This window comes from Streptomyces telluris, assembly GCF_024519335.1.
GTDB lineage: Bacteria > Actinomycetota > Actinomycetes > Streptomycetales > Streptomycetaceae > Streptomyces > Streptomyces telluris.
This window is the reverse complement of the sequence record NZ_JANIID010000034.1, coordinates 76,236-96,460: the sequence shown is the minus strand read 5'-3', so window position 1 is coordinate 96,460 and position 20,225 is coordinate 76,236. Positions and strand designations below refer to the sequence as shown.

Sequence of the window (20,225 nt, the reverse complement as noted above, 5' to 3'; positions counted from 1 at the left end):
GCGGGGGGTTCTTGGGGGGTGGCGGGGTCTTCATCGGCGTACCTGGCCTTCCACGTGGGTGAGGAGTGTGCGGAGGTCGTCGGGTGTGGTGTGGGGGTTGAGGAGGGTGGCTTTGAGCCAGAGGCCTTCGGGGGTGGTGGTGCGGCCGAGGACGGCGTGGCCGTGGTGGAGGAGGGTGCGTCGGAGCTGGGCGGTGGTGGGGTCGTCGGTGGGGGTGGGGCGGAAGAGGACGGTGCTGAGGGTGGGGGGTGCGTAGAGGTCGAAGCCGGGGTGGGCGTCGATGAGGTCGGCGAAGTGGCGGGCGGTGGTGCAGACGCGTTCGACGAGGTCGCCGAGGCCGCGGCGGCCCAGGGCGCGGAGGGTGACGGCGATCTTGAGGATGTCGGGGCGGCGGGTGGTGCGCAGGGAGCGGCCGAGGAGGTCGGGGAGGCCGGCGTGGGTGTCGTCGGGGGCGTTGAGGTAGTCGGCGTGGTGGGCCAGGGGGTGCAGGGCGGTGCTGTCGGGGACGGCGAGGAGGCCTGCGGCTACGGGTTGCCAGCCGAGTTTGTGCAGGTCGAGGGCGATGGTGTGGGCGTGGTCGAGGCCGTTGAGGGCGGGGCGGAGGGTGTCGCTGAAGAGGAGTGGGCCGCCGTAGGAGGCGTCGATGTGGAGGCGGGCGTGGTGGGTGCGGCAGAGGGTGGCGATGGCGGGGAGGGGGTCGATGCGGCCGGTGTCGGTGGTGCCGGCGGTGGCGATGACGAGGGTGGGGGTGTTGGTGGTGGCGGGGTCGGTGAGGGCTTGGTGTACGAGGGCGGGGTCGAGGGTGCCGGTGGGGGTGGGGAGGGTGAGGGGTGCGGGCAGGCCGAGGAGCCAGGCGGCGCGGTGGATGCTGTGGTGGGCGTTGGCTCCGCAGAGGATGCGCAGGGGCCGGGTGGCGCGCCCGGCCGCCTCCCTGGCCGTTTCCCCAGCCGGTTCCCGGGCCGTTTCCCTGGCCAGGAGGAGGGCGAGCTGGTTGGACTCGGTGCCGCCGGTGGTGACCAGGGCGTCCGGGTCGGGGCGGCGGGGGTAGGCGAGGGCGGCCAGGGCCCGGGTGGTGAGGGCTTCGAGGGCTGTTGCGGCCGGGGCCTGGTCCCAGGAGTCGAGGGAGGGGTTGAGGGCGGCGGCGGCGAGGTCGGCTGCGGCGGCCAGGGCGAGGGGCGGGCAGTGCAGGTGGGCGGCGCAGTGGGGGTGGGCGGGGTCGGCGGCGCCCTCGGCGAGGGCGCCGACGAGGGTGTGGAGCGCCTCGTGGGCTCCGGTGCCGGTCTCGGGGAGGGCGGGGGCGGCGCGGGCCCGGACGCGGGCGGTGACGGCTTCGGGGCCGCCGGCCGGGAGAGGGCCGCTGCGGGTGGCGGCGCCTTCGTGGAGGGCGTCGAGCACGGTACCGAGGAGGGGGCGCAGGGCTTCGGGGCCTCGGGTGCCGCCGGCGAGGGGGGCGGGGGTGCGGTCTGCGGCGTCGTGGGGGGAGGCGACGGTGGGGCCGGCGGGCGCAGGCATTTAACTTTGCCCCTTTTGGGTTGACTTCGAGCGCATGCTGTGGGGTCGGTCCGGGCTGTGACGAGCGGCAACTGCAACAAGTTACGTTCGGCGCACGTTCGGTGACCGGCGTAGCGGCGGGTTTCGCTCGATGGGGGGAAGGCCGTGCAACCGGGGTGAGATGTGTCTGCTAATGGGGTCCGGGGCGGACGCACCCCGTTCCGTCGACTAATCTGCACCCCATGGCCATGAACTTTCTCGCTCTCGACGTAGGGCCGCTCAAGCCCGAGCCCGCGCCGCTCGTGCTCGGCGCCGTGCTGTTCTTCATCGTCTTCGCCGTGATGGCGAAGGTGCTGCTGCCCCGGATCAACAAGGTCCTCGTCGAGCGCGAGAAGGCCACCGACGGCCGCTTCGACGAGGCGGAGGAGATCCGCGCGGAGGCCGCCCGGGTCCACACCGAGTACCAGGAGCTGCTGGCCGAGGCCCGGCACGAGGCCGCTCGCCTGCGCCAGGAGTCGCTCGAGCAGGGCACGGCGATCATCGCCGAGCTGCGTGCCGAGGGCCAGCGCCAGCGCGAGGAGATCATCTCCGCGGGTCACGCCGTGATCGACGCCGAGCGCGCGGTCGCCGAGGCCGAGCTGCGCCAGCAGGTCGGCGTGCTGGCCACGGAGCTGGCCGGCCGCATCGTCGGTGAGGACGTCGCCCAGTCCGCCCGCGAGAACGGCACGGTGGACCGCTTCCTGGAGGAGCTGCGCACCGCGCAGGCCTCCGACGCCGCCCGTGAGGCGCGCGGCTGACAGCGGCAGGCCGCCGCTGCGACACATCTCGGACGCCGAAGGCTCCGCACCCTTTCCGGGTGCGGAGCCTTCGGCGTTCCCTGGGCTTTGGTGAGGCGGGTTACGCCTGGCGTTGCCTGATGCGCAGGGCGCGGCGCAGGTCGTCGAGCTGGTCGCCGAGGCGGCGGCGCAGGGCGGGGGTCGGGCCGTCGGTGCGCAGGCACTCCTCGCCGAGGTCGAGGGTGCGCTGCTCGACGAAGGGGCGGGGGAAGCCGGCGGCGCCCGCGGCCGTGGCCAGGGCGGGGCCGCGGCGGGCGGCGAGGGCGACGGCGGCCGGGTGGTAGCGGTCGAGGTAGGGGCGTACGAGGTCGAGCTGCTCGTGCTGCCAGAAGCCTTCGGCGGTGGCGGTGAAGAGGTAGTTGGAGAGCTCCGGGCGGTGCTGCGGGTCGTACATGGCGTGCCAGGCGGCTTCCTTGGCCGCCGGGTCCGGGAGGGCGGCGCGGCAGCGGGCGGCGCCCTCCTGGCCGGTGGCGCTCGGGTCGCGGGCGAGTTCGGCGTCGACGGCGGCGGCCGTGGTGGCGCCGAGGACGGCGAGGCGGGCGAGGGCGCGCCAGCGCAGTTCGGGGTCGAGGGCCGGGCCGCCGGGGACGGTGCCGTCGCGGAGCCAGGCGTCGAGTGTGTCCGGGGTGGTGGCGCTGTCGATGAGGGTGCGGACGGCGGTCAGGCGCAGGCCCTGGGCCGTGCCGTCCTCTTCCCGGTCCTGGTTCCGGGTGCGGTCCAGGAGGTCCTGGGCGAGGGCGGTGAGGGCCGCAAGGGCCGCGGGGCGGTCGGCGGGGGTGACGTAGCGGTCGGCGATGTGTGTGCGGGCGAAGGCGAGGACGGCCCGGGTGACGGCGACGTCGGTCTCGTGGGGCAGGTGGGTGCGGGCGGCGTCCAGGTAGGCGGCGGGGGCGAGCTCGCCGTCGCGGACCATGTCGCGGGCGGCGTTCCACAGGACGGCCCGGGTGAGGGGGTCGGGCAGTGCCGACAGCGAGGTCAGGGCGGTCTGCCACGAGGCGGCGTCCAGGCGGACCTTGGCGTAGGTGAGGTCGCCGTCGTTGAGCAGGAGGAGGGCGGGGCGGGGGCCGGTGCCCTCGACGGTGCGGGTGCCGCCGCCCGCGGGCAGGTCGGCGGTGAGGCGGTCGCGGGCGACGAGGGCGCCGGAGCCGTCGGGGGCGTGGTCGTAGAGGCCGACGGCCAGGTGGTGGGGGCGGGTGCCGTCGTGGCGGACGTCCAGGCGCCAGCCGCCGCGGCCGTCGTCGGTGACCGTGGGGGTGAGGGTGTCGGCGCCGCTGGTGCGCAGCCAGGTGGCCGCCCAGGCGTGCACGTCACGGTCGGTGTTGCGGGCCAGGGAGTCGAGGAAGTCGGCGAGGGCGGCGTTGCCGAAGCGGTGGCGGGTGAAGTGGTCGTTGATGCCGGCGAGGAAGTCCTTCTCGCCGAGCCAGGCGACGAGCTGGCGCAGGGCGGAGGCGCCCTTGGCGTAGGAGATGCCGTCGAAGTTCAGCAGGGCGGAGGCGGTGTCCTGGACGGCTTGCGCGTCGGGGGCGACGGGGTGGGTCGAGGGGCGCTGGTCGGCGTCGTAGCCCCAGCCCTTGCGGGCGCAGGCGAAGTCGGTCCAGGCGTCGTCGAAGCGGGTGGCTTCGGCGAGGATCTGGTAGCCCATGTACTCCGCGAAGGACTCGTTGAGCCAGATGTCGTCCCACCAGCGGAGGGTGACCAGGTCGCCGAACCACATGTGGGCCATCTCGTGGGCGACCGTCACGCCGCGGGTCTGGCGCTCGGTGTCGGTGACCGCGGATCGGAAGATGTACTCGTCGCGGAAGGTGACCAGCCCCGGGTTCTCCATGGCGCCGGCGTTGAACTCGGGGACGAAGGCCTGGTCGTAGGAGTCGAAGGGGTAGGGCTCGTCGAAGATCTCGTGGAAGCGGTCGAAGCAGCGGCGGGTGATGTCGAGGAGCTCTTCGGCGTCGGCGTCCAGGTGCGGGGCGAGGGAGCGGCGGCAGTGCAGGGCGAAGGGCAGGCCGGCGTGCTCGGTGCGGACGGAGTGCCAGGGGCCGGCGGCGAAGGCGACGAAGTACGTGCTCAGGGGCTGGGTGGTGGCCAGCTCCCAGCGGCCCTCGGCCGGGTCGCCGGTGCGGGTGGCCACGGCGTTGCCCAGGACGGTCCAGTGGGGCGGTGCGGTGACCGTCGCGTCGAAGACCGCCTTGAGGTCGGGCTGGTCGAACGCGGCGAAGACGCGCTGGACGTCGTCGATGAAGGTCTGGGTGTAGAGGTAGGTCTCGCCGTCGGCCGGGTCGGTGAAACGGTGCATGCCCTCGCCCGTACGGGAGTAGCGCATGTCGGCCTCTATCAGCAGCTCGTGTTCGCCCGGGGTCAGGGTGAGGGCGAGCCGGTTGTCGTCGAGCGCGGCCGTATCGAGCGGCCGGCCGTCGAGGACGGCGCGGTGCAGGGCGGCCGGGCGGAGCTCGACGAAGGTGTCGCCCGCGTGGCGCGCGGTGAACCGGATGCGGGTCGTGGATCCGAAGAGCTCGTCGCCACGGGTGAGATCGAGGTCGACGGCGTACCGGTGAACGTCGAGGAGACGGGCGCGGGCCTGGGCTTCATCGCGTGTGAGTACGGGCATGGGGCTCATGCTGCCGTATCGCTGGCGCTGTGCCGAAGCAGGTTTTTGGGGTTCGTGTGCGGTGCGGGGCGGCGTCTCCTCCGCCGCCGCGGGGGCCGCGGGGCGCGCGGGGGCCGCGGGGCGCGGCGGGGGCCCGCACGGCACCGCCGGACCGCGCCGCCGCGGCTGAGCACCGCCGCGGCGGGAGAAAGCGCGCGGCTTACGCAGGAGGGTGCCGCACAGCCACTCCCCCGCCGCCACGGCGGGCAACCCCCACCGCGGAGACCGGCGGTGCCCAGCCGACCCGCAGGGGGACACGGCACCGCCGGACCGCGCCATCGCGGCTGAGCGCCGCCGCGGCGGAAGAGAAGCGCGCGGCTTACGCAGGAGGGCGCCGCACAGCCGCTCCCCCGCCGCGACGGGAAGAGGGCAGCAGGCTGCCCGCCCGGCCGGGGCCCGCCCCTAGCCGGAGTCGTGCCACGCACCATGGCCCCGCCGCCGCGGGGCGATGGCGGCACGCTACGCGCGGGCGATCGTTTCGTGGTGGCGGATTACCTCGGCGACGATGAAGTTGAGGAACTTTTCGGCGAACGCGGGGTCGAGTTTGGCGTTCTCGGCGAGTTCGCGGAGGCGGGCGATCTGGCGGGCCTCGCGGGCGGGGTCGGCGGGGGGCAGTTTGTGGGCCGCCTTGAGGTGGCCGACCTGCTGGGTGGCCTTGAAGCGCTCGGCGAGCATGTGGATCACCGCTGCGTCGATGTTGTCGATGCTGTCGCGCAGCCGGCCCAGCTCGGCCCGTACGGATTCGTCCATGGAACTGTTGCTCATGGTCACCGAGCCTATGCGGAGGGGCGGGGTGCGATCACCGGTGGGTGGTCCGGGTCGGGGACGCGTGCGCTCCAGCCGCCGGGTACGGCGCGCTCTTGGCGGGCGCGGAAGCGGACGGGTGCGGTGCCGACGCGGCGGGTGAAGAGGCGGCTGAAGTAGGCGGGGTCGGCGTAGCCGACGCGGCGGGCGACGGCGGCGACGGGCAGTTCCGTGGCGGCGAGGAGTTCCTTGGCGCGGCCGAGGCGGATGGTCAGCAGGTAGTCCTTGGGGCTGCAGCCGGCCCCGCGGCGTACGGCGGCGCGCAGTTCGGCGGTGGTCATGCCGTGCCGGGCGGCGTGCTGGGCGACGGACAGGGGCAGGAAGGCGTCCCGGGCGAGGGCCTGAAGGATCGGTTCTCCGCCGCCCGTGGTGTCGGCCCGTGCCCGGCGCAGGGCGACGAGGAGTTCGTGCACGGCCGCGGAGGTCTCGACCTCCAGGAGCGGATTGGCGCGGCGGGCGGCGCGGGCGATGCGGTGGACGACGGCGCGGACGGCGGTGGTGTCCGTCAGGGGTACGAGGGGCCGGTGGGGCTCGATGCAGCCCAGTTCCGTATAGGCGGCGACGGCCGGGCCGGTGAAGTCGACGAAGCTCTCGTCCCAGCCGGTCCCGGCTGCGGCGCCGTAGTGGTGGGGGACGCCGGGGGCGAGCCACAGGAGGGCGGGGCCGGTGACGGTGCGGGGGTGTCCGTCGGGCGTGCGCAGCCAGCCGCTGCCGGCGTGGACGACGACGGCGACGTGGTGGTCGAGGGTGCGGGGGCCGACCGCGGGGAGCGCCCCGTGCTGCAGGCCGACGCCGAGGCAGACGAGGCCGAGGCGGTGGTGGACGGGGCCGGGGGTGAAGTAGCGCATCCATGTCTGGTACATGGGTCCCGGCCTCCCGCGGTGTCGGCCCCGTGTGCCGATCTTCGCGCATGGCGGCGCGCTTTCACCAGGGGGCGGCAGTTCCCTCCGCAGCCCCGTCCGCAGTCCCGCCCGCAGTCCCGCCCGCAGCCCGTTCCGCCGTCCCGTGCGCCCCGTCCGTCCCGCCCGCCTCGTACACCGTGAAGCCGTCGAGGACGAATTCCGCCGTGGTGCCGTCGCCCGTCTTGCGCAGCCCCACCCACGCCTCCCCCTCCTGCGGCGCGGTGAACTCGTACGTGTGCGTGGCGGGCGCGTGCGCGGCGGGCAGCGGGGTGCGCTGCAGTTCGCGGGTCTCCGGCGCGTCCACGGCGGTGATCCAGGCGTACTGCCCGGCGGCCTCGTTCTCGTAGCGGAAGGAGACGCGGTAGCGGTGGCCGGGCCGGAAGCGGGCGGTGTGGGGCACGGTGCGGTAGACGACGCCGGTGTTCTCGCCGCGCGACTTCAGGGACCGGGTGCCGTCGATGACGTCGTCGACGGCCTTGCCGTTCCAGCCGCGCTGGGTGAAGGGCGCGTGCCGCTGGGCGATGTGGGTGCGGGGGTCGGTGGCGCCGCCCGCGTCGCCCTTGACGAAGGGGCCCCACCCCTGGGGGACGTGCTCGAAGTCCTCGAAGAGGAGCGCACCCGCGCGGGCGGCCGGCGCTTCCGCGGCGACGACCCGCAGCGCGTCGAAGCGGACGCGCGCCTCCCCTTCCGCCGCGGTCAGTGTCAGGGTGACGGGTCCGCCGCCCGGCGGCACGGTGAACCGGGTGAACATCCGCTGGAAGCGGGTGCCGTGCTTGCGGTCGGCGGCCACGTGGTTGACGGCGGTCGAGGTGTCCGTCCAGTTGGCGGCGGTGACGCCGTCGGCGGTGCGGACCTCCAGGCCGGCCCGGCGCCGCTCCCCCGCGGTGTCGCCGACTTCGACCTGCACGGACGCCGCGTAGGTGCCGGGCCTGAGGCGGGCGAGCCGCTGGCCGGCCGTGGCCGCCGCTCCGGCGCGGACGACGAGTTCCCAGTCGCCCAGGGGGCTGCGTTCGACCGCCGCGGGCCCGGTGACCCGCCACCCGTCGAGGCTGCCGGAGTGGAAGCCGGGGTCGTGCAGGGGGGTGCCCTCGCCCCAGGCGGGGTCCGGCGAGCGGCCGTGGCCGCGGGTGAGGACGTACGGCTGCCCGGCCGCGGCCTCGATCGTGACCTCGCCGCCGCGGACGGGCAGTTCGAGGGCGTCGGCGCGGCCCTGGTCGGTGAGCCGGTGGAGGACGACGGTGCGCCTCCCCGCCCAGCCGCGGGGCAGGCGCCAGCGGGTGGCGCCGCCTTGCGGGTTGTAGTGGTAGAGCTTGGCGGGGTCGCGGGCCTCGCGCGGCTCCCAGGGCAGGAGGTAGGTGCCGCCGCGGTAGACCACGCGCCCGTCCGTGGTGATGGTCCGCGTGCCGTCGGCATCTGCGACGGCGGTGCGCTCCGGCCCTTCGAAGGTGATCTCGTGTTCGCCCCAGGTGCGGACGGGGTACGCCTGGAGGTATTTGGCCGGGAGGTTCTCGGTCCACAGCAGGCGGTGGAAGGGCTCCCAGCCGGTCTTGCCCTGCCACCCAGAGAACGTGCCGAGCTTGGCGGTGCCGAGGAGCGGCCACTTGTCGGCGAAGACGTCCTTGCGGTGGTGGTGGACGAAGCGGATGAGCCGGGAGTTGATACCGCGGGAGGTGTCGGGCCCGTAGTCGGTCTCGCTCGCCCAGTGCGCCCACAGGCTGGAGCGCTCCAGGCCGTGGCCCCATTCGCTGGTGATCTGCCAGCCCTGCTCGCGCAGGGCGCGCTGGAGCCGGTCGGAGTTCCAGCCGGACTCGCGGAAGACGTCGATGTAGAGGGTGGTCAGGGCGGGGTCGGTCTCGTCGCGCAGCTGCCGGAAGCGGCGCACGACGTCGCCGGAGAGCAGGTCGCGCCGGGCGTCGATCCTGTAGGACTGGTCGAGCCAGTCCCACTGCTTGTCGTTCTTGTCGACGAGGGTCTCGGAGAAGGCGTGGGCCACCGGGTAGGCCTCGGTGGTGTTGACGTGCACGGCGAAGTCGCTGTTCCAGCGCTTTCCGGCGCGCAGCAGGGCGTTGAGGCCGTCGAGGCCGCCGGCGCGGGTGTTGTAGTTGCCGCCGTAGTCGGGGTGGGCGGAGTCGTGGCCTTCGGACTGGTAGCCCTTGAGGAGGGTGAACTGGCGCAGCCCGTCCGTGGCCAGGGCGATCCGTTTGACGTCGTCGAGGGTGGCGAGGAAGGGGTTCGTGGCCTGGCTCGCGAAGTTGAACGCGATGTGGGGGACGACGCGCAGGTGCTGTTCGGCGGCGCCGAGGGGCTCGGGGGTGATGTCCCGCAGGGCGATGGCCGCGTCCTGCCAGTCGGCGTCGCCGTCGCCGTTGCGGTCGCGGGTGAGGACGACGGTGGCGTAGGGCAGGGGTTCGGTGTCGGTGGGGGCGGCTCCCGCGGCCCGGTGGGTCCACTGGCCGCAGGTGAGCTGGGTCTTGGTGTAGCCGGTGCGGGTGAGGGTCTGGCGCCGGAAGCGGCCGTTCTCCCAGGCCGTGGCGGCGTCGGGCCGGTCCTGGACGGTGTTGGTGTCGGCGGCGGCGGCGAGCCGGCCGGTGCTGACGACGGCGTAGGCGCAGCCGATGGGCGCCTCGTCGGCGGGCGTGTCCGGTCCGGGGCGGACGAGGGTGTCGCCGTTCTTGGCCTTGTCGAGCTGGATGCGGGCGGCGAGGAGTGCGGCTCCGGGCTGGCTGCTGCGGATGCTGAGGAGGGCCAGGCCGGGGATGCGCAGGGTGCCGACGCGCAGGGCGGGGGTGTCGGCGATGCGGGTGATCCGCCAGTGGACGAGCAGGCCGTCGACGTGGATCTCGGCGTCGATGCGGGTGCCGCCGCCGAGGGTGAGGACGTAGGCGGCGCGGTCGTCGTGGACGGTGGAGGTGACGTGGGGGGTGTGCTCTTTTTCGTCCACGAGGAGGGAGGTGACGGGGTCCTCCTGGGCGTGGAGGACGTCTCCGGTGGGGCGGTGGGTGTAGGCGATGACGCGGGGGAAGGCGGTGTCGATGCGGACGTCGAGGTCGGCGGAGCGCAGGAGGGCTTCGGCGGCGGGCCGGGCGGGGGTGGCGGCCGCGGCCGTCCCGGCGAGCGCGGTGGCGCCGGTGGCTCCGGCGGCTCCGGCGGCTCCGGCAATGGCGGTGATCCCGGTGATTCCGGCGATGGCTCCGGCGGTGACCACGGCGCGCCGGGTGGGCGCTCCGCTGCCGTCGTGCGGGGGCTGCTGCCGCGTCCCTGGGTCGACGTTCACGCCGTGTTCCTCCTCCGTACCTGTGGTCACGGCTCACAGTGGAGGGCGCGGGGCGCGGCGCCCATGGACAAAAGTGCGGGGGCTCTTGGACTCCTGTCCGGAAGAGGGCAGGATCGTTTCATGATCGCAAAACTGATGTATCCCGTGGTCGACTGCCCGGACCCGGCCGCCCTGGCCGGTTTCTACGCCCGGATCCTGGACTGGGAGGTGGACGCCTCCGACCCGGAGTGGGTGTGGCTGACGTCCGCCGCGGGGCAGCGGATCGCCTTCCAGGAGGCCAAGGACCACCGTCCGCCGCGCTGGCCGGACCCGGAGTTCCCGCAGCAGTTCCACCTGGACTTCGAGGTGGACACGATCGAGGACGTGGAGCGGGCGCAGCGTGAGGTGATCGCGCTGGGGGCGGAGTTCCTCCACGACAGCGGTGGTCGGCAGAAGGGGTTCCGGGTGTTCAACGACCCTGCCGGGCATCCCTTCTGCCTCTGCTACGGGCAGTCGCTCTAGGGCGCGGTGCGGGTGGGTGGGGGCCCGGGCCGCCCCACCCACCCGCACCGTCCGGGCGCACGCCGCTCCGGGCGCACGCCGCCCCGGCCCCCGCGCCGCCCGGCCCCGGCGCCGCCCCGGCCCGGCCCCTACCTCCTGCGTTCCACCGGGAACAGCGCCGTGACCTCCCAGCCGCCCTCCGGTGCGGGGCCCGCGCGCAGGATGCCGCCCATGGCCTTGGCGCGCTCGCTGAGGCCGACGAGCCCGAAGCCGCCGCCGCGGGCCTTGTCGGAGAGGACGGCCGCGTGTTTGCCGTCGTCGGCGATGCGCAGTTCGACGCCGGCCGGGACGCCGCGGATCCCGATGCGCACGGCCGTGGCGTCGGCGGCGTGCTTGCGGATGTTGGTGAGGGCCTCGCGGACGACGCGGTGGACGCCGGCGGCGACCTCGGCGGGGATCCAGTCCTCCATCCCCTTCTCGATGTAGAGGGTGACGGGCGGCCCGGTGCGGGCGAAGGCCTCGGTGAGGGCCCGCACCTCCGGCAGGCCCGCCACCGGCTCGGTCTCGGCGTCGCCCTCGCGCAGGATGCCCACCAGGCGGCGCATGGAGCTCAGGGACTCGCCGGCCGAGAGCTCGATGCGTTCGAAGGCGGCCGCCGCCGCGGGCCCGTCGAGGGCGGTGAAACGGGCGGCCTGGGCCTGGACGACGATGCCGGTGACGTGGTGGGCGATGAGGTCGTGGAGTTCGCGGGCGAGTTCGAGGCGCTCGGCGTTGCGGACGGCCGTGAGGTCGCGGACGCGCTGCCCGGACTGGTTGCGCAGCAGCACCGAGTAGGCGGTGACGACGACCGTGAGGCAGCAGAAGACGGCGGTGAACGGGCCGGGGTCGAGGTCGCGCATGGGGGCGGCGAGGCAGGCGAGGGCGAGCAGGGGGCCGAGGATCGCGGCGGCGCGCGTGGAGGCGTGCTGCAGGACGGAGGTGAGGAGGGCGAGCAGGGCGATGGCCTCGCCCATGCCCCACACGGTCTCGGGGTGCTGTCCCGTCATCAGGACGAGGCTGGTGGTCCAGGAGACGGCGACGGCGGCGGAGGCCCGCACGGTGAGGGGGATCCACTTGTAGGGGACGGCGCACAGGCAGACGGCGATGCCCGAGGCCAGCACCATGGCGTGGGGGCGGCTCGGCTGCCGGGCGAGGACGATGCTTTCGGAGACGACCAGGCAGAGCAGGGCGACGGCGAGGGCGGCCTTCGCAGCGGCGGCGCGCCGGGGGTAGCGGGCGGCCCACCCGGCCACTCTGTTCATGCGCTGCCCGTGGCCAGTCCGCTCTCCCAGGCCCACGCCGCGATCTCGACGCGGTTTCGGGCGTCGAGCTTGAGCTGCACGTTGGCCAGGTGGGTCTTGACCGTGGACAGCGAGACGAAGAGCTCGGCGGCGATCTCGGCGTTGGTGGCGCCGCGGGCCAGGCAGCGCACCACGTCGGCCTCGCGGTCGGTGAGCGGCTCGGAGGGGGCCCGGGCGGGGCCCGCGGGGTCGGCGGGTGCCATGTCGCGCAGGAGGCGGACGGTGATGGCGGGCGAGATGAGGGAGTCGCCGACGGCGGCGGCGTGCACGGCCTCGACGAGCATGGCGGGGCTGGCGTCCTTGAGCAGGAAGCCGGAGGCGCCGTTGCGGAGCGCGGTGTGCACGTACTCGTCGAGGTCGAAGGTGGTGACGATGACGATGCGGGGGCGCCGGCCGGTCTCCGGGCGGCCCGCGGCCCGCTCGGAGAGGCGGCGGGTGACCTCCAGGCCGTCGAGCTTGGGCATGCGGATGTCGAGGAGGAGGACGTCGGGCTCGTACCGTTCGACGGCGGCGAGGGCGGCCTCGCCGTCCACGACGTCGGCGACGACCTCGATGTCGGGCTGGCTCTCCAGGATCATGCGGAAGCCGGTGCGGACCATCTCCTGGTCGTCCGCGATGACCACGGTGATCGCCATACTCGTTCCTTGCGCTGTGCCGGCCGTGCGGGGGCCTGGTGTGTACTGGTGACGGTCCGGTGCCGCCTGCGCCCGCCCCTCCATGTCAGCGGGGCGGCGGGGCCGCCGCAACCGCGGGTCAGGCTCCGCCGCGGGCGGCCCGGCGGGCGGCGAGGCGCCGCACGCCGTAGGCGCCGCCGCCGAGGGCGAGGAGCCCCGCGCCGCCGGCGAGGGCGGGGGTGCCGATGTCGTGGCGGACCTTGATGACCTCGCCGGCCTCGACGACGCGCTTGACGGGGTTGCTGGAGGCCGCGTGGAGGGTGCGCGCGGGGGGTGTGGCCCGCTGCTCGTGGCCCTCGGCGGAGCCGTTGCGCACGGTGACGACGCCGCGGGCGTGCTTGGCGCCCTTGTCGTGGCCGGCGCCGCTGCTGGTGACCGTGGTGCCCTCGGCCCCCTCGGGGGTGTGGCGCAGCGTGCCGGAGGCGAAGTCGTAGTAGTTCGTCAGGCCGGTGCCGTCGAGGGAGGCGCGCAGGGTGGGCTTGTGCGTGTCGCCGCCGAGGATGCGCAGGTGGAGCCGGTCGAGGTCGGCCGTGGGGCGGGCGGCGTCGAAGGTGTGGCGCTGCTTGCCGTGCTTGGTGACGGTGACGGTCGTGCCGTGCTCGCCGGAGGTCAGCCGGGCCCTGCTGCCGTCGGGCAGCAGGACCTGCTGCACGACGACGGGGCGGCCGCTGCCGCCGTCCGTGTCGCCGGTGGTGCGCAGGTCCGCGGCGAACGCGCTCGCCGTGGGCCAGGCCACCGCGCCGACGGCTGCGGCGAGGACGGTGGCGGCGGCGATGCGGTTCTTGGCGGACACGGGGGTGGTCCCTTTCCGTAACGGACGGCTCGGTCTGCGGCCGCCGCGGCGCCCCGGATTCGTGTCGTCCTCCGGGGCCGGCGGGCCGTGCTCCTCACGTTACGGGCCTTTATCGCGCCCACACCTCGACTGTCCGACCATTCCCGTCTCGGCCGAAAGGATGACGGAGGCCCGCCCACGTCATACCGGAGTCGGGCGGGCGGGCCGGGGAGGGCCGTACCGGGACTGGTCCGTACGGGTTCGCGGGACCATCCGGACGGCCCAGCGGGCCGGGGGGCGGGGCCTGCCCGGCGGGACGTGGCGGGATCCGCCGGGCAGGCCGGTCGTCAGCCGCCCAGGCTCGCGGCGGCGCTCTTGATGTTCGCCGCGAAGGTGCTCACCTCGGAGTAGACGCCGGGGTAGTGCGGCCGGGCGCAGCCTTCGCCCCAGCTGACGATGCCGACCTGGATCCAGGCGCCCGCCGCGTCCTTGCGGAACATCGGGCCGCCGGAGTCGCCCTGGCAGGTGTCGACGCCGCCCTGGTCGAGGTACCCGGCGCAGATCTCCTCGCCGGGTATGAGGTTGCCGTAGGCCTGCTGGCAGGCGGTGTCGTCGACGAAGGGGACGGTGGCCTTGAGGAGCCGGCGCTGCTGGCTGCCGCCTTCGCGGTCGGCGCCCCAGCCGGCGATGGTGAAGGTGCCGTTGTTGTAGGCGGTGGTGTCGGCGGTCTTGAGGGTCGGCAGGTTGATGGGCTGCGCGAGCTTGATCAGTGCCCAGTCCTTGCCGGAGCCGTTGTAGCCGGGTGCCTGGAGCACCCGGGTGGACTTCACCTTGATCGCCTGGGAGGAGCCGAGGTCGGCGACGCCGGCCGTGGCGGTGATGGAGGTGTTGGCGCCGCTGCCGCTGACGCAGTGGGCGGCGGTGAGGACGATCTGCTGGGTGTAGAGCGAGCCGCCGCATCCCATGGACAGCCGCACCATCCAGGGGAATTCGCCTTGCTGGGCGGGGGTGCCGCCGACGACGCCGGGGCGCGGGGTGGGGTCGTCGGCCAGGGCGGCGGTGGCGGTGAGGGCGAGTGCGGCGACGGTGGCCGCGCCGACGGCGACGGTTCTCCTGAGCGTGAAGAGGAAGGAGCGCAACGGTCTTCCTTTCGTGGGAGGTTACGCACGAATGTCAGGCTCATGACAATTCCGGCCGTCCGATTACCGGAATCGAACCTTCGATGCGCGGTGCGATTATGAGGATCGGGCGAACGGGCGACAAGCACCGCGTTTCGGCCAGCCCTGCCGAGGACCCGGCGGCGGGCCCGGCGCACTGCCCTCCTGCGGGGCCGCGCCCGTACAGTGGACAGGGGGCGCAGCGGCCGGCAGGGGGACCCCGGGGGGTGGTCACGCGTGGGCACCGGCATCGAGATCGTGCACGGCTTTCCGCACATCGCGACGGTGCGCGCCGCGATCACCGCGCTGTACAAGCGCCTCTCCTACGACACGGTGCACAGCTTCGAGCTCAGCGTCCCCCCGTCCGACGTCGCCTTCTCCGACGAGGAGAATCCGTACCTGGGCGTGCAGCGCGTCGCCGGCGCGATGGTGCGGCACCTGCGGCTGCCGGACGCCCGGATGATCGTCAGCTTCCGCGAGATGCGGCACGCGGGCAGCGTCGAGCTCGCCGCCGGCCCGGAGTACTTCATCGAGCTCAACTCCCGCTTCAAGACCCACCGCAGGGACATCGGCGCGGCCCTCTCGCACGAGGTCATGCACGTCTACCTGCACCGGCTCGGCCTGGAGTTCCCCGGCACGCGGGACAACGAGATCCTCACCGACACCGCGGCGGCCTACCTGGGAGCGGGGTGGCTGCTGCTGGACGCCTACCGCGAGTCGCCGGTCTCCACGCAGAAGCTCGGCTACCTCACCCCGGAGGAGTTCGGCTACGTCATCGCCAAGCGGGCGCTGGCCTTCGGCGAGGACCCCTCCCCCTGGTTCACCAGCCCCCAGGCGTACGAGGCCTACGTGAAGGGCCTCGCGGAGGCCCGGCGCGACGGCCGGCGGCCCCCGCTCGCGGCGGCGGGGCGCCTCGGCCGCCACCGCTACGCCCGCGACCGGCGCGCCGTGCAGAGCGCGCGGCCCGCCGCGCCGGGCGAGCGGGACTACGCCTTCGAGGCCGACGGCCCGCTGCGGGTCAGCTTCCCGTGCCCGACGTGCCACCAGCGCATCCGGGTGCCGGTGCGGGGGAAGGTGCGCGCACGGTGCGGGCTCTGCCGCACCGTGCTCGAATGCGATACGTAGCGGCCGCGCCCTGCGCCCTCAGCCGGCGCCGCCGGTTCCCTCGGTGCCGCCGTCGGCCCAGTGCCGGCGCAGGACCTTCTCGGCCGGCTTGCCGTGCGGGGTGTAGGCCAGGCGCCGCGGGGTCTCGCCGCTGTCGGGCCAGTCGTCCCACATCCACCAGCAGACCCCCGCCCACCAGGGCTTTCCGTCCAGGGCGGAGAGCAGCGCCTCGTAGGCGGCGGCCTGTTCGTCCTCCCCGGCGCTCTTGCTGACGGTCCAGGAGTAGGGGGCGGTGGTGGCGCCGCGCTGGCTGACGTAGCCGGCCTCGGTGAAGAGGATCCTGCGGTGGTGGCGGGCGGAGAAGGCGGCGAGCTCCTGCGTGATCGGCTTCCAGGCGTCGCGCAGCCGGGCGGCGTCGGCGGTGGGGCGGTCGGCGAGCGGCCAGTAGGCGTCGATGCCGATGTCGTCGAGGTCGTCCCAGAAGGGGACGGTGCGGTACTCGTCGTAGTTGGCGGCGTAGGTCAGCGGGCCGCGGTACCGCGCGCGGACGGCCCGGACGACCTTGCTCCAGCGGGCGCCGTCGCGGGAGGTGCCGGCCAGTTCGGTGCCGACGGCGAACCGTTCGGCTCCCGTGCCTTCGGCAAGCTGCGCGTAGTGGGTGATGAAGCGCTCGTACGCGGTGAACCAGGCGCCGGCGTCGCGCGGCCGGATGCCCGACCGGTCGCCGCCCTTGGCGAGGTCGACGTGGGGCTTGAGCATGACCTTCAGGCCGGTCCGGTGGGCGAGGCCGATGACGTGCCGGAGGGCGTCGTCGCCGGTGGTCTCGCCGGTGGTGTGCATGCCCGCGTCGGCGGCGCCGTCCTGGTACCAGGTGGGGGTGAAGGTCACCCAGCGGGCCCCGGTGGCGGCGATCTGCCGCAGGTACGCCGCGGCTTCGGGGCTGCTGTAGTCGCCGGTGTTCCACGAGGGGAGCGTGATGCCGCGCATTCCGGCCGCCCTTCCGTCCCCGGGGCGGGTGCTCGCGCTCGGCCCGGGCTCCTCCTCGCCGCCCTCCCCGCCCGGTCCGGAGGAGCAACCGGCGAGGAGGAGGGCGGCCGCGAGCAGCACGCCGGCCGTCCTCCTCCCGGCGTTCACTGCTTCAGAGCCGCGGGGCCGACGAAGGTGTAGCCGAGGGCCTTGATGCCCTCGATCGTCTGCTTCAGCGGCGCCACCGGGTAGTAGGGGTGGTAGAAGAAGCTCGCCACGCCGTCGCGGACGGCCAGGTTGGCCTTGGCCGAGGCGATCAGGTCGGCGGGGAGCCGCGGCGGGTGGTTGTTGTACGCGTCGGGCTCGTAGTTGCCGATGTTCTCGGGCAGGACGGTCGTCCCGTAGACGTCCTTGACCGCGTACGGGAAGAACTGGCCGATGTAGCGGCTGGTGTCCGGTGTGCCACCGGTGAGCGTGCCGGAGAAGTACAACGAGCGCTCCAGGCGGGCGGAGTAGTTCTGGCCCAGGACACGGTAGTCGGTGGCGGAGGCCGCGTAGTGCGGAGTGGTCCAGAAGGCCGGTTTCGGCAGTCCGGCGGCGGTGAAGCCCGCCAGGGCCTGGGTGATGCGGCTCTGGGCCCAGACGGCGGAGTCCTCCGCGGGCGGGCCGTCGAGGATCACGTTGTCCGCGGCGTCGACGTGGGCGCGGAAGAACTCGAAGTCGTCGCCGGTGACGCCGTTGTAGGGGTTGTTCGCCGTGCCGTACTGGTGGGTGTAGCCGTGGTTCATCAGGACGGCGCCGTTGGCGAGCATGTTCTTCACCTCGGCGACGACGGCCGGGGCCTGCGCGAGGGTGATGCTCTCGGGGACGCCGTTGTTGTAGGTGCCCTTGGGGTCCTTGTAGACCGGGATGACGTTGATCCCGTACGGGATGTTCTGCGACTTGAGGTAGGTCGCGATCGCCCGCAGCTGGGCGGGCTCGGCCTTGGGGCTGATGTCCTCCAGCCGGACGAAGGCCCGGTGGCGCTCGGCGGTCGCGGGGGCGAGGGCGTCGAAGAGGAGGTCCTCGAAGACGATGACGCGGTCGCTCTCGGAGACGTAGGCGAAGGGCATCTCGCCGAGGTAGGTGAGGTTGGAGGAGCGGATCGCCCAGGGGCTGACGGCGCCGGAGGTGCCGTCCTTGGCCTCGGCGAGGCGGGTGACCGCCGGGTAGCCGGGCCCGGTGAGGATGTCCGGGTGGAGCACTCCCCCGTCCTGGCCGGCGGGGATCTTCCGGGTCAGCTGCTGTCCCTTGTAGGTGACCTGGTTGATGTTCCCGACGGAACCGCCGGACTCGTAGTACGAGTTGGTGGGGTCCCAGCCGTACTTCTGCTTGAACTGGGTGACGCCGACGGCGCCCGCCATGTTCCAGATGTTGTCGCCGATCCAGGTGACGGGCCGGCTGGTGGCCAGTGCGTCCTGGTAGAAGGCGGCGGGGACGGCGTCGGGGATGGTGCCCCCGTAGTAGGTCGAACCGAGGTAGACCGTGGCGGTGTACTGGTTCACCATGCCGGCGGTGTAGGCCGAGACGGGCTTGGCGGTGACGGTGCCGAAGTGGCCGGCGAGGTTGGCCGTCGCCATGGCGTAGAGCTCGCCCAGCTGCCCGTAGGGGCCGGTGTTGTCGTACAGGACGAGGGCCGAAGTGCCCGCCGGAGCGGCGGCGGCCTCGGCGCCGGAGGCCTTGGGGAGGGGTGCGAGGGTCAGGGCCAGCTCGCCCGCACGGCGCAGCCGGTCCGAGGCGATCCGGGCCTTCGCCGCGGCAGCGAGGTCCTTGGTGCTCTTGAGCGAGAGCGAGAGCGGGTTCACTGCGTCGGTGGCCCGCTGCCCGGATATCGCGCCTTCGGCGGTCCGGGAAAGAACGACGCCGCCCAGCAGGGCGGCGAGGAGCACGACGACGGCGGAGATCCGGGCTTTCCTGGATCTCCCACGCTTCTTTTGCATGGAATTCCCCCTGGTAACGCAGCGGTCGCCACCCCCGTTCTCCCGGGGGCCCGACAGTGGCCAGATTCTTCTGGCCGGGAAGGATGTATGTCAATAGACAACTTCGATCCCGAATGTGCAGTTCCGTGCACCAATCCTGGTGCAGACCAGAGGTCACACCCGTCACAGATAAGCGATCACCAGGCATAATTACCGGTACGTTCACCGAATTTGAGATTCCGCTCCAACAATTCTCATCAAGTCCGACAGTAGTACCGGTCTGATCTGATACCTTCCCTGCGCATGCCTTGCCTCGCATCGAGGCGACATACGGGGGAGAACTCATGTACGGAAAACCCGCTCTGGGATCCGTCCTGCCCATGGCCGGGCTCACTGCGGCACCGGAAGTGCTACCGGGCATTCCATTTGCCCGGGGATTGCAGGAGGCCGCGGGGGCCGGATTCCTGCTGTACTGCGCGAGCGCTTTCGTCATCATCGCCGTCAAACTCTGGTTCGCCGTCCGGGCCGCCACCATGGACCACAGCCCCGGCGGCCGGCCTTGACCGGCGAGATCCTGCTGGGATCCGCCATCGCCATCATCGTGATGGCGGGCTGCTACAACACCGCTCTCTTCCTGCTTTCCCGGCGCCGGGTGCGCCGCGTCCGCGGCCCCCGCCAGCAGCGTCTGTACGTCTTTCTGCTCGCCTGCCTGAACGAGGAAAAGGTTCTCGCCGAGAGCCTGGCCCGCATCACTGCCCTGCCCGCAGGCAATTTCCTCGCCCTGGTGATCGACGACGGCTCCGACGATGCCACCGCGGAGGTCGCCCGCGCCGCCGACTCCGAGCGCGTCCGGCTGCTGCAGCGCACCCTGCCGGACGCCCGCCGGGGCAAGGGCGCCGCCCTCAACGCCGGAATACGGCACCTGCGCGAGTCCGGCCTGCTCGACGGCTACGACCCGCACGACGTCATCGTCTGCGTCGTCGACGCCGACGGCCGGCTCGACGAACACGTGGTCCAGTCCGTCGACCCCTTCTTCGACAATCCGCGCACCGGCGCCACCCAGGTCGGCGTGCGGATGTACAACCGCCACCTGGGGCTGCTGGCCCGGCTCCAGGACATGGAATTCGTCATCTACGGCGATATCTTCCAGTGCGCCCGGCGCTATATCGGAAGCGTCGGAATGGGCGGCAACGGACAGTTCATGCGGCTCGCCGCGCTGGACTCCCTCGCCCTGCCCGGCGAGACGGCCGGCGGCCCCTGGAGCGACTCGCTGACCGAGGACCTCGACCTAGGGGTCCGCCTCATCGCCCGCGGCTGGACCAACCAGCACTGCACCGCGGCGGCCGTCTCCCAGCAGGCCGTGCTCGACGTCCGGCGCCTGGTGCGCCAGCGCTCCCGCTGGTTCCAGGGCCACCTGCAGTCGGCGGGGCTGGTGCCGCTGATCCTGCGCTCCGTCCCCACCCGCGCCGCCGTCGACCTGCTCTACCACCTCTCCAGCCCGGTCCTGATCCTGCTCACCTCCCTGCTGCCGCTGTCCTTCCTGGTCGCGGTGGCCGGCACCGTCATCGGCTCCGTGCAGGCCGGGCGCGCCCTGATCTCCCCGATGTGGATCATCGGCCCGTACCTGCTCTCCTTCACCGCGGCCTACGCCTACGGATTCGTCTACCGCCGGCGCGAACGCGGCCTCGGGCTCGTGCGCTCGATCCTGCTCTCGCACGTCTTCATCTTCTACGGCTACATCTGGTTCGCCGCCGGATGGTGGGGGCTGTGGCGGATGCTCACCGGCAAGCAGACGTGGCTGAAGACGGCGCGCACCTGAAGCGACC

General features: G+C 73.3%; 16 protein-coding genes. 5 read left to right on the top strand and 11 right to left on the bottom strand.

Annotated elements, in window-relative coordinates; translation table 11 throughout:
* Positions 1–30 precede the first annotated feature (30 nt).
* Complete coding sequence (locus NQU55_RS29415; protein ID WP_256791483.1) at positions 31–1,512, bottom strand: pyridoxal phosphate-dependent decarboxylase family protein; 1,482 nt, start codon at positions 1,510–1,512, stop codon at positions 31–33.
* Positions 1,513–1,733: 221 nt separating this feature from the next.
* On the opposite strand from NQU55_RS29415, the gene NQU55_RS29410 reads away from it, so the two are divergent.
* Positions 1,734–2,288, top strand: coding sequence for a F0F1 ATP synthase subunit B (locus NQU55_RS29410; RefSeq protein ID WP_256791482.1), 555 nt, complete (start codon positions 1,734–1,736; stop codon positions 2,286–2,288).
* 100 nt (positions 2,289–2,388) lie between these two features.
* On the opposite strand, the gene pepN is transcribed toward NQU55_RS29410, so the two are convergent.
* The 4 genes from pepN to NQU55_RS29390 form a co-directional block, all read right to left on the bottom strand.
* On the bottom strand, positions 2,389–4,929 hold the full coding sequence (gene pepN / locus NQU55_RS29405; protein WP_256791480.1) for an aminopeptidase N: 2,541 nt from the start codon (positions 4,927–4,929) through the stop codon (positions 2,389–2,391).
* Between the two features lie 498 nt (positions 4,930–5,427).
* Positions 5,428–5,733 (bottom strand): chorismate mutase, encoded by a 306-nt coding sequence (locus NQU55_RS29400; protein WP_058044886.1) that lies wholly within the window; start codon positions 5,731–5,733, stop codon positions 5,428–5,430.
* 11 nt (positions 5,734–5,744) lie between these two features.
* Positions 5,745–6,635: a helix-turn-helix domain-containing protein gene (locus NQU55_RS29395; protein WP_168096814.1), complete on the bottom strand. Its 891-nt coding sequence runs from the start codon at positions 6,633–6,635 to the stop codon at positions 5,745–5,747.
* 61 nt (positions 6,636–6,696) lie between these two features.
* The gene (locus NQU55_RS29390; RefSeq protein ID WP_372504841.1) at positions 6,697–9,879 is read right to left on the bottom strand and encodes an endo-alpha-N-acetylgalactosaminidase family protein; all 3,183 of its coding nucleotides are present in this window, start codon (positions 9,877–9,879) and stop codon (positions 6,697–6,699) included.
* Between the two features lie 189 nt (positions 9,880–10,068).
* On the opposite strand from NQU55_RS29390, the gene NQU55_RS29385 reads away from it, so the two are divergent.
* A complete protein-coding gene (locus NQU55_RS29385) occupies positions 10,069–10,449 on the top strand; it encodes a VOC family protein (RefSeq protein WP_168091242.1) in 381 nt (126 codons plus the stop codon).
* A gap of 128 nt (positions 10,450–10,577) precedes the next feature.
* Here the strand turns inward: NQU55_RS29385 and NQU55_RS29380 are convergent, their stop codons facing one another.
* The 4 genes from NQU55_RS29380 to NQU55_RS29365 form a co-directional block, all read right to left on the bottom strand.
* Positions 10,578–11,729, bottom strand: coding sequence for a sensor histidine kinase (locus NQU55_RS29380; protein WP_168091243.1), 1,152 nt, complete (start codon positions 11,727–11,729; stop codon positions 10,578–10,580).
* Positions 11,726–12,403: a response regulator gene (locus NQU55_RS29375; RefSeq protein WP_168091244.1), complete on the bottom strand. Its 678-nt coding sequence runs from the start codon at positions 12,401–12,403 to the stop codon at positions 11,726–11,728. Before NQU55_RS29375 ends, NQU55_RS29380 begins: the two co-directional genes overlap by 4 nt.
* 118 nt (positions 12,404–12,521) lie before the next feature.
* Entirely contained in the window at positions 12,522–13,235 is a 714-nt protein-coding gene (locus NQU55_RS29370; RefSeq protein ID WP_168091245.1) for a hypothetical protein, read from the bottom strand.
* A gap of 326 nt (positions 13,236–13,561) precedes the next feature.
* Positions 13,562–14,353 (bottom strand): S1 family peptidase, encoded by a 792-nt coding sequence (locus tag NQU55_RS29365; protein WP_168091246.1) that lies wholly within the window; start codon positions 14,351–14,353, stop codon positions 13,562–13,564.
* A gap of 255 nt (positions 14,354–14,608) precedes the next feature.
* Here NQU55_RS29365 and NQU55_RS29360 point away from each other — a divergent pair, with 255 nt between their 5' ends.
* Entirely contained in the window at positions 14,609–15,496 is an 888-nt protein-coding gene (locus NQU55_RS29360) for a hypothetical protein (protein ID WP_168091247.1), read from the top strand.
* 18 nt (positions 15,497–15,514) lie between these two features.
* Here NQU55_RS29360 and NQU55_RS29355 read toward each other — a convergent pair whose 3' ends face one another.
* Both NQU55_RS29355 and NQU55_RS29350 read right to left on the bottom strand, forming a co-directional pair.
* Complete coding sequence (locus tag NQU55_RS29355) at positions 15,515–16,582, bottom strand: glycoside hydrolase family 113 (protein WP_256791479.1); 1,068 nt, start codon at positions 16,580–16,582, stop codon at positions 15,515–15,517.
* Between the two features lie 23 nt (positions 16,583–16,605).
* Entirely contained in the window at positions 16,606–18,420 is a 1,815-nt protein-coding gene (locus tag NQU55_RS29350) for a DUF2334 domain-containing protein (protein ID WP_168091249.1), read from the bottom strand.
* A gap of 359 nt (positions 18,421–18,779) precedes the next feature.
* On the opposite strand from NQU55_RS29350, the gene NQU55_RS29345 reads away from it, so the two are divergent.
* Entirely contained in the window at positions 18,780–18,962 is a 183-nt protein-coding gene (locus tag NQU55_RS29345) for a hypothetical protein (protein ID WP_256791478.1), read from the top strand.
* The gene (locus NQU55_RS29340; protein WP_168091250.1) at positions 18,959–20,218 is read left to right on the top strand and encodes a glycosyltransferase family 2 protein; all 1,260 of its coding nucleotides are present in this window, start codon (positions 18,959–18,961) and stop codon (positions 20,216–20,218) included. Before NQU55_RS29345 ends, NQU55_RS29340 begins: the two co-directional genes overlap by 4 nt.
* Positions 20,219–20,225 lie beyond the last annotated feature (7 nt).

What these genes read in the sequence shown, in the direction of transcription:
- NQU55_RS29400 (WP_058044886.1), bottom strand. Translation starts at nt 5,733, where the DNA reads ATGAGCAACAGTTCCATGGACGAATCCGTACGGGCCGAGCTGGGCCGG.
- NQU55_RS29385 (WP_168091242.1), top strand. Translation starts at nt 10,069, where the DNA reads ATGATCGCAAAACTGATGTATCCCGTGGTCGACTGCCCGGACCCGGCC.
- NQU55_RS29395 (WP_168096814.1), bottom strand. Translation starts at nt 6,635, where the DNA reads ATGTACCAGACATGGATGCGCTACTTCACCCCCGGCCCCGTCCACCAC.
- NQU55_RS29415 (WP_256791483.1), bottom strand. Translation starts at nt 1,512, where the DNA reads ATGCCTGCGCCCGCCGGCCCCACCGTCGCCTCCCCCCACGACGCCGCA.
- NQU55_RS29345 (WP_256791478.1), top strand. Translation starts at nt 18,780, where the DNA reads ATGGCCGGGCTCACTGCGGCACCGGAAGTGCTACCGGGCATTCCATTT.
- NQU55_RS29350 (WP_168091249.1), bottom strand. Translation starts at nt 18,420, where the DNA reads ATGCAAAAGAAGCGTGGGAGATCCAGGAAAGCCCGGATCTCCGCCGTC.
- NQU55_RS29375 (WP_168091244.1), bottom strand. Translation starts at nt 12,403, where the DNA reads ATGGCGATCACCGTGGTCATCGCGGACGACCAGGAGATGGTCCGCACC.
- pepN (WP_256791480.1), bottom strand. Translation starts at nt 4,929, where the DNA reads ATGCCCGTACTCACACGCGATGAAGCCCAGGCCCGCGCCCGTCTCCTC.
- NQU55_RS29410 (WP_256791482.1), top strand. Translation starts at nt 1,734, where the DNA reads ATGGCCATGAACTTTCTCGCTCTCGACGTAGGGCCGCTCAAGCCCGAG.
- NQU55_RS29380 (WP_168091243.1), bottom strand. Translation starts at nt 11,729, where the DNA reads ATGAACAGAGTGGCCGGGTGGGCCGCCCGCTACCCCCGGCGCGCCGCC.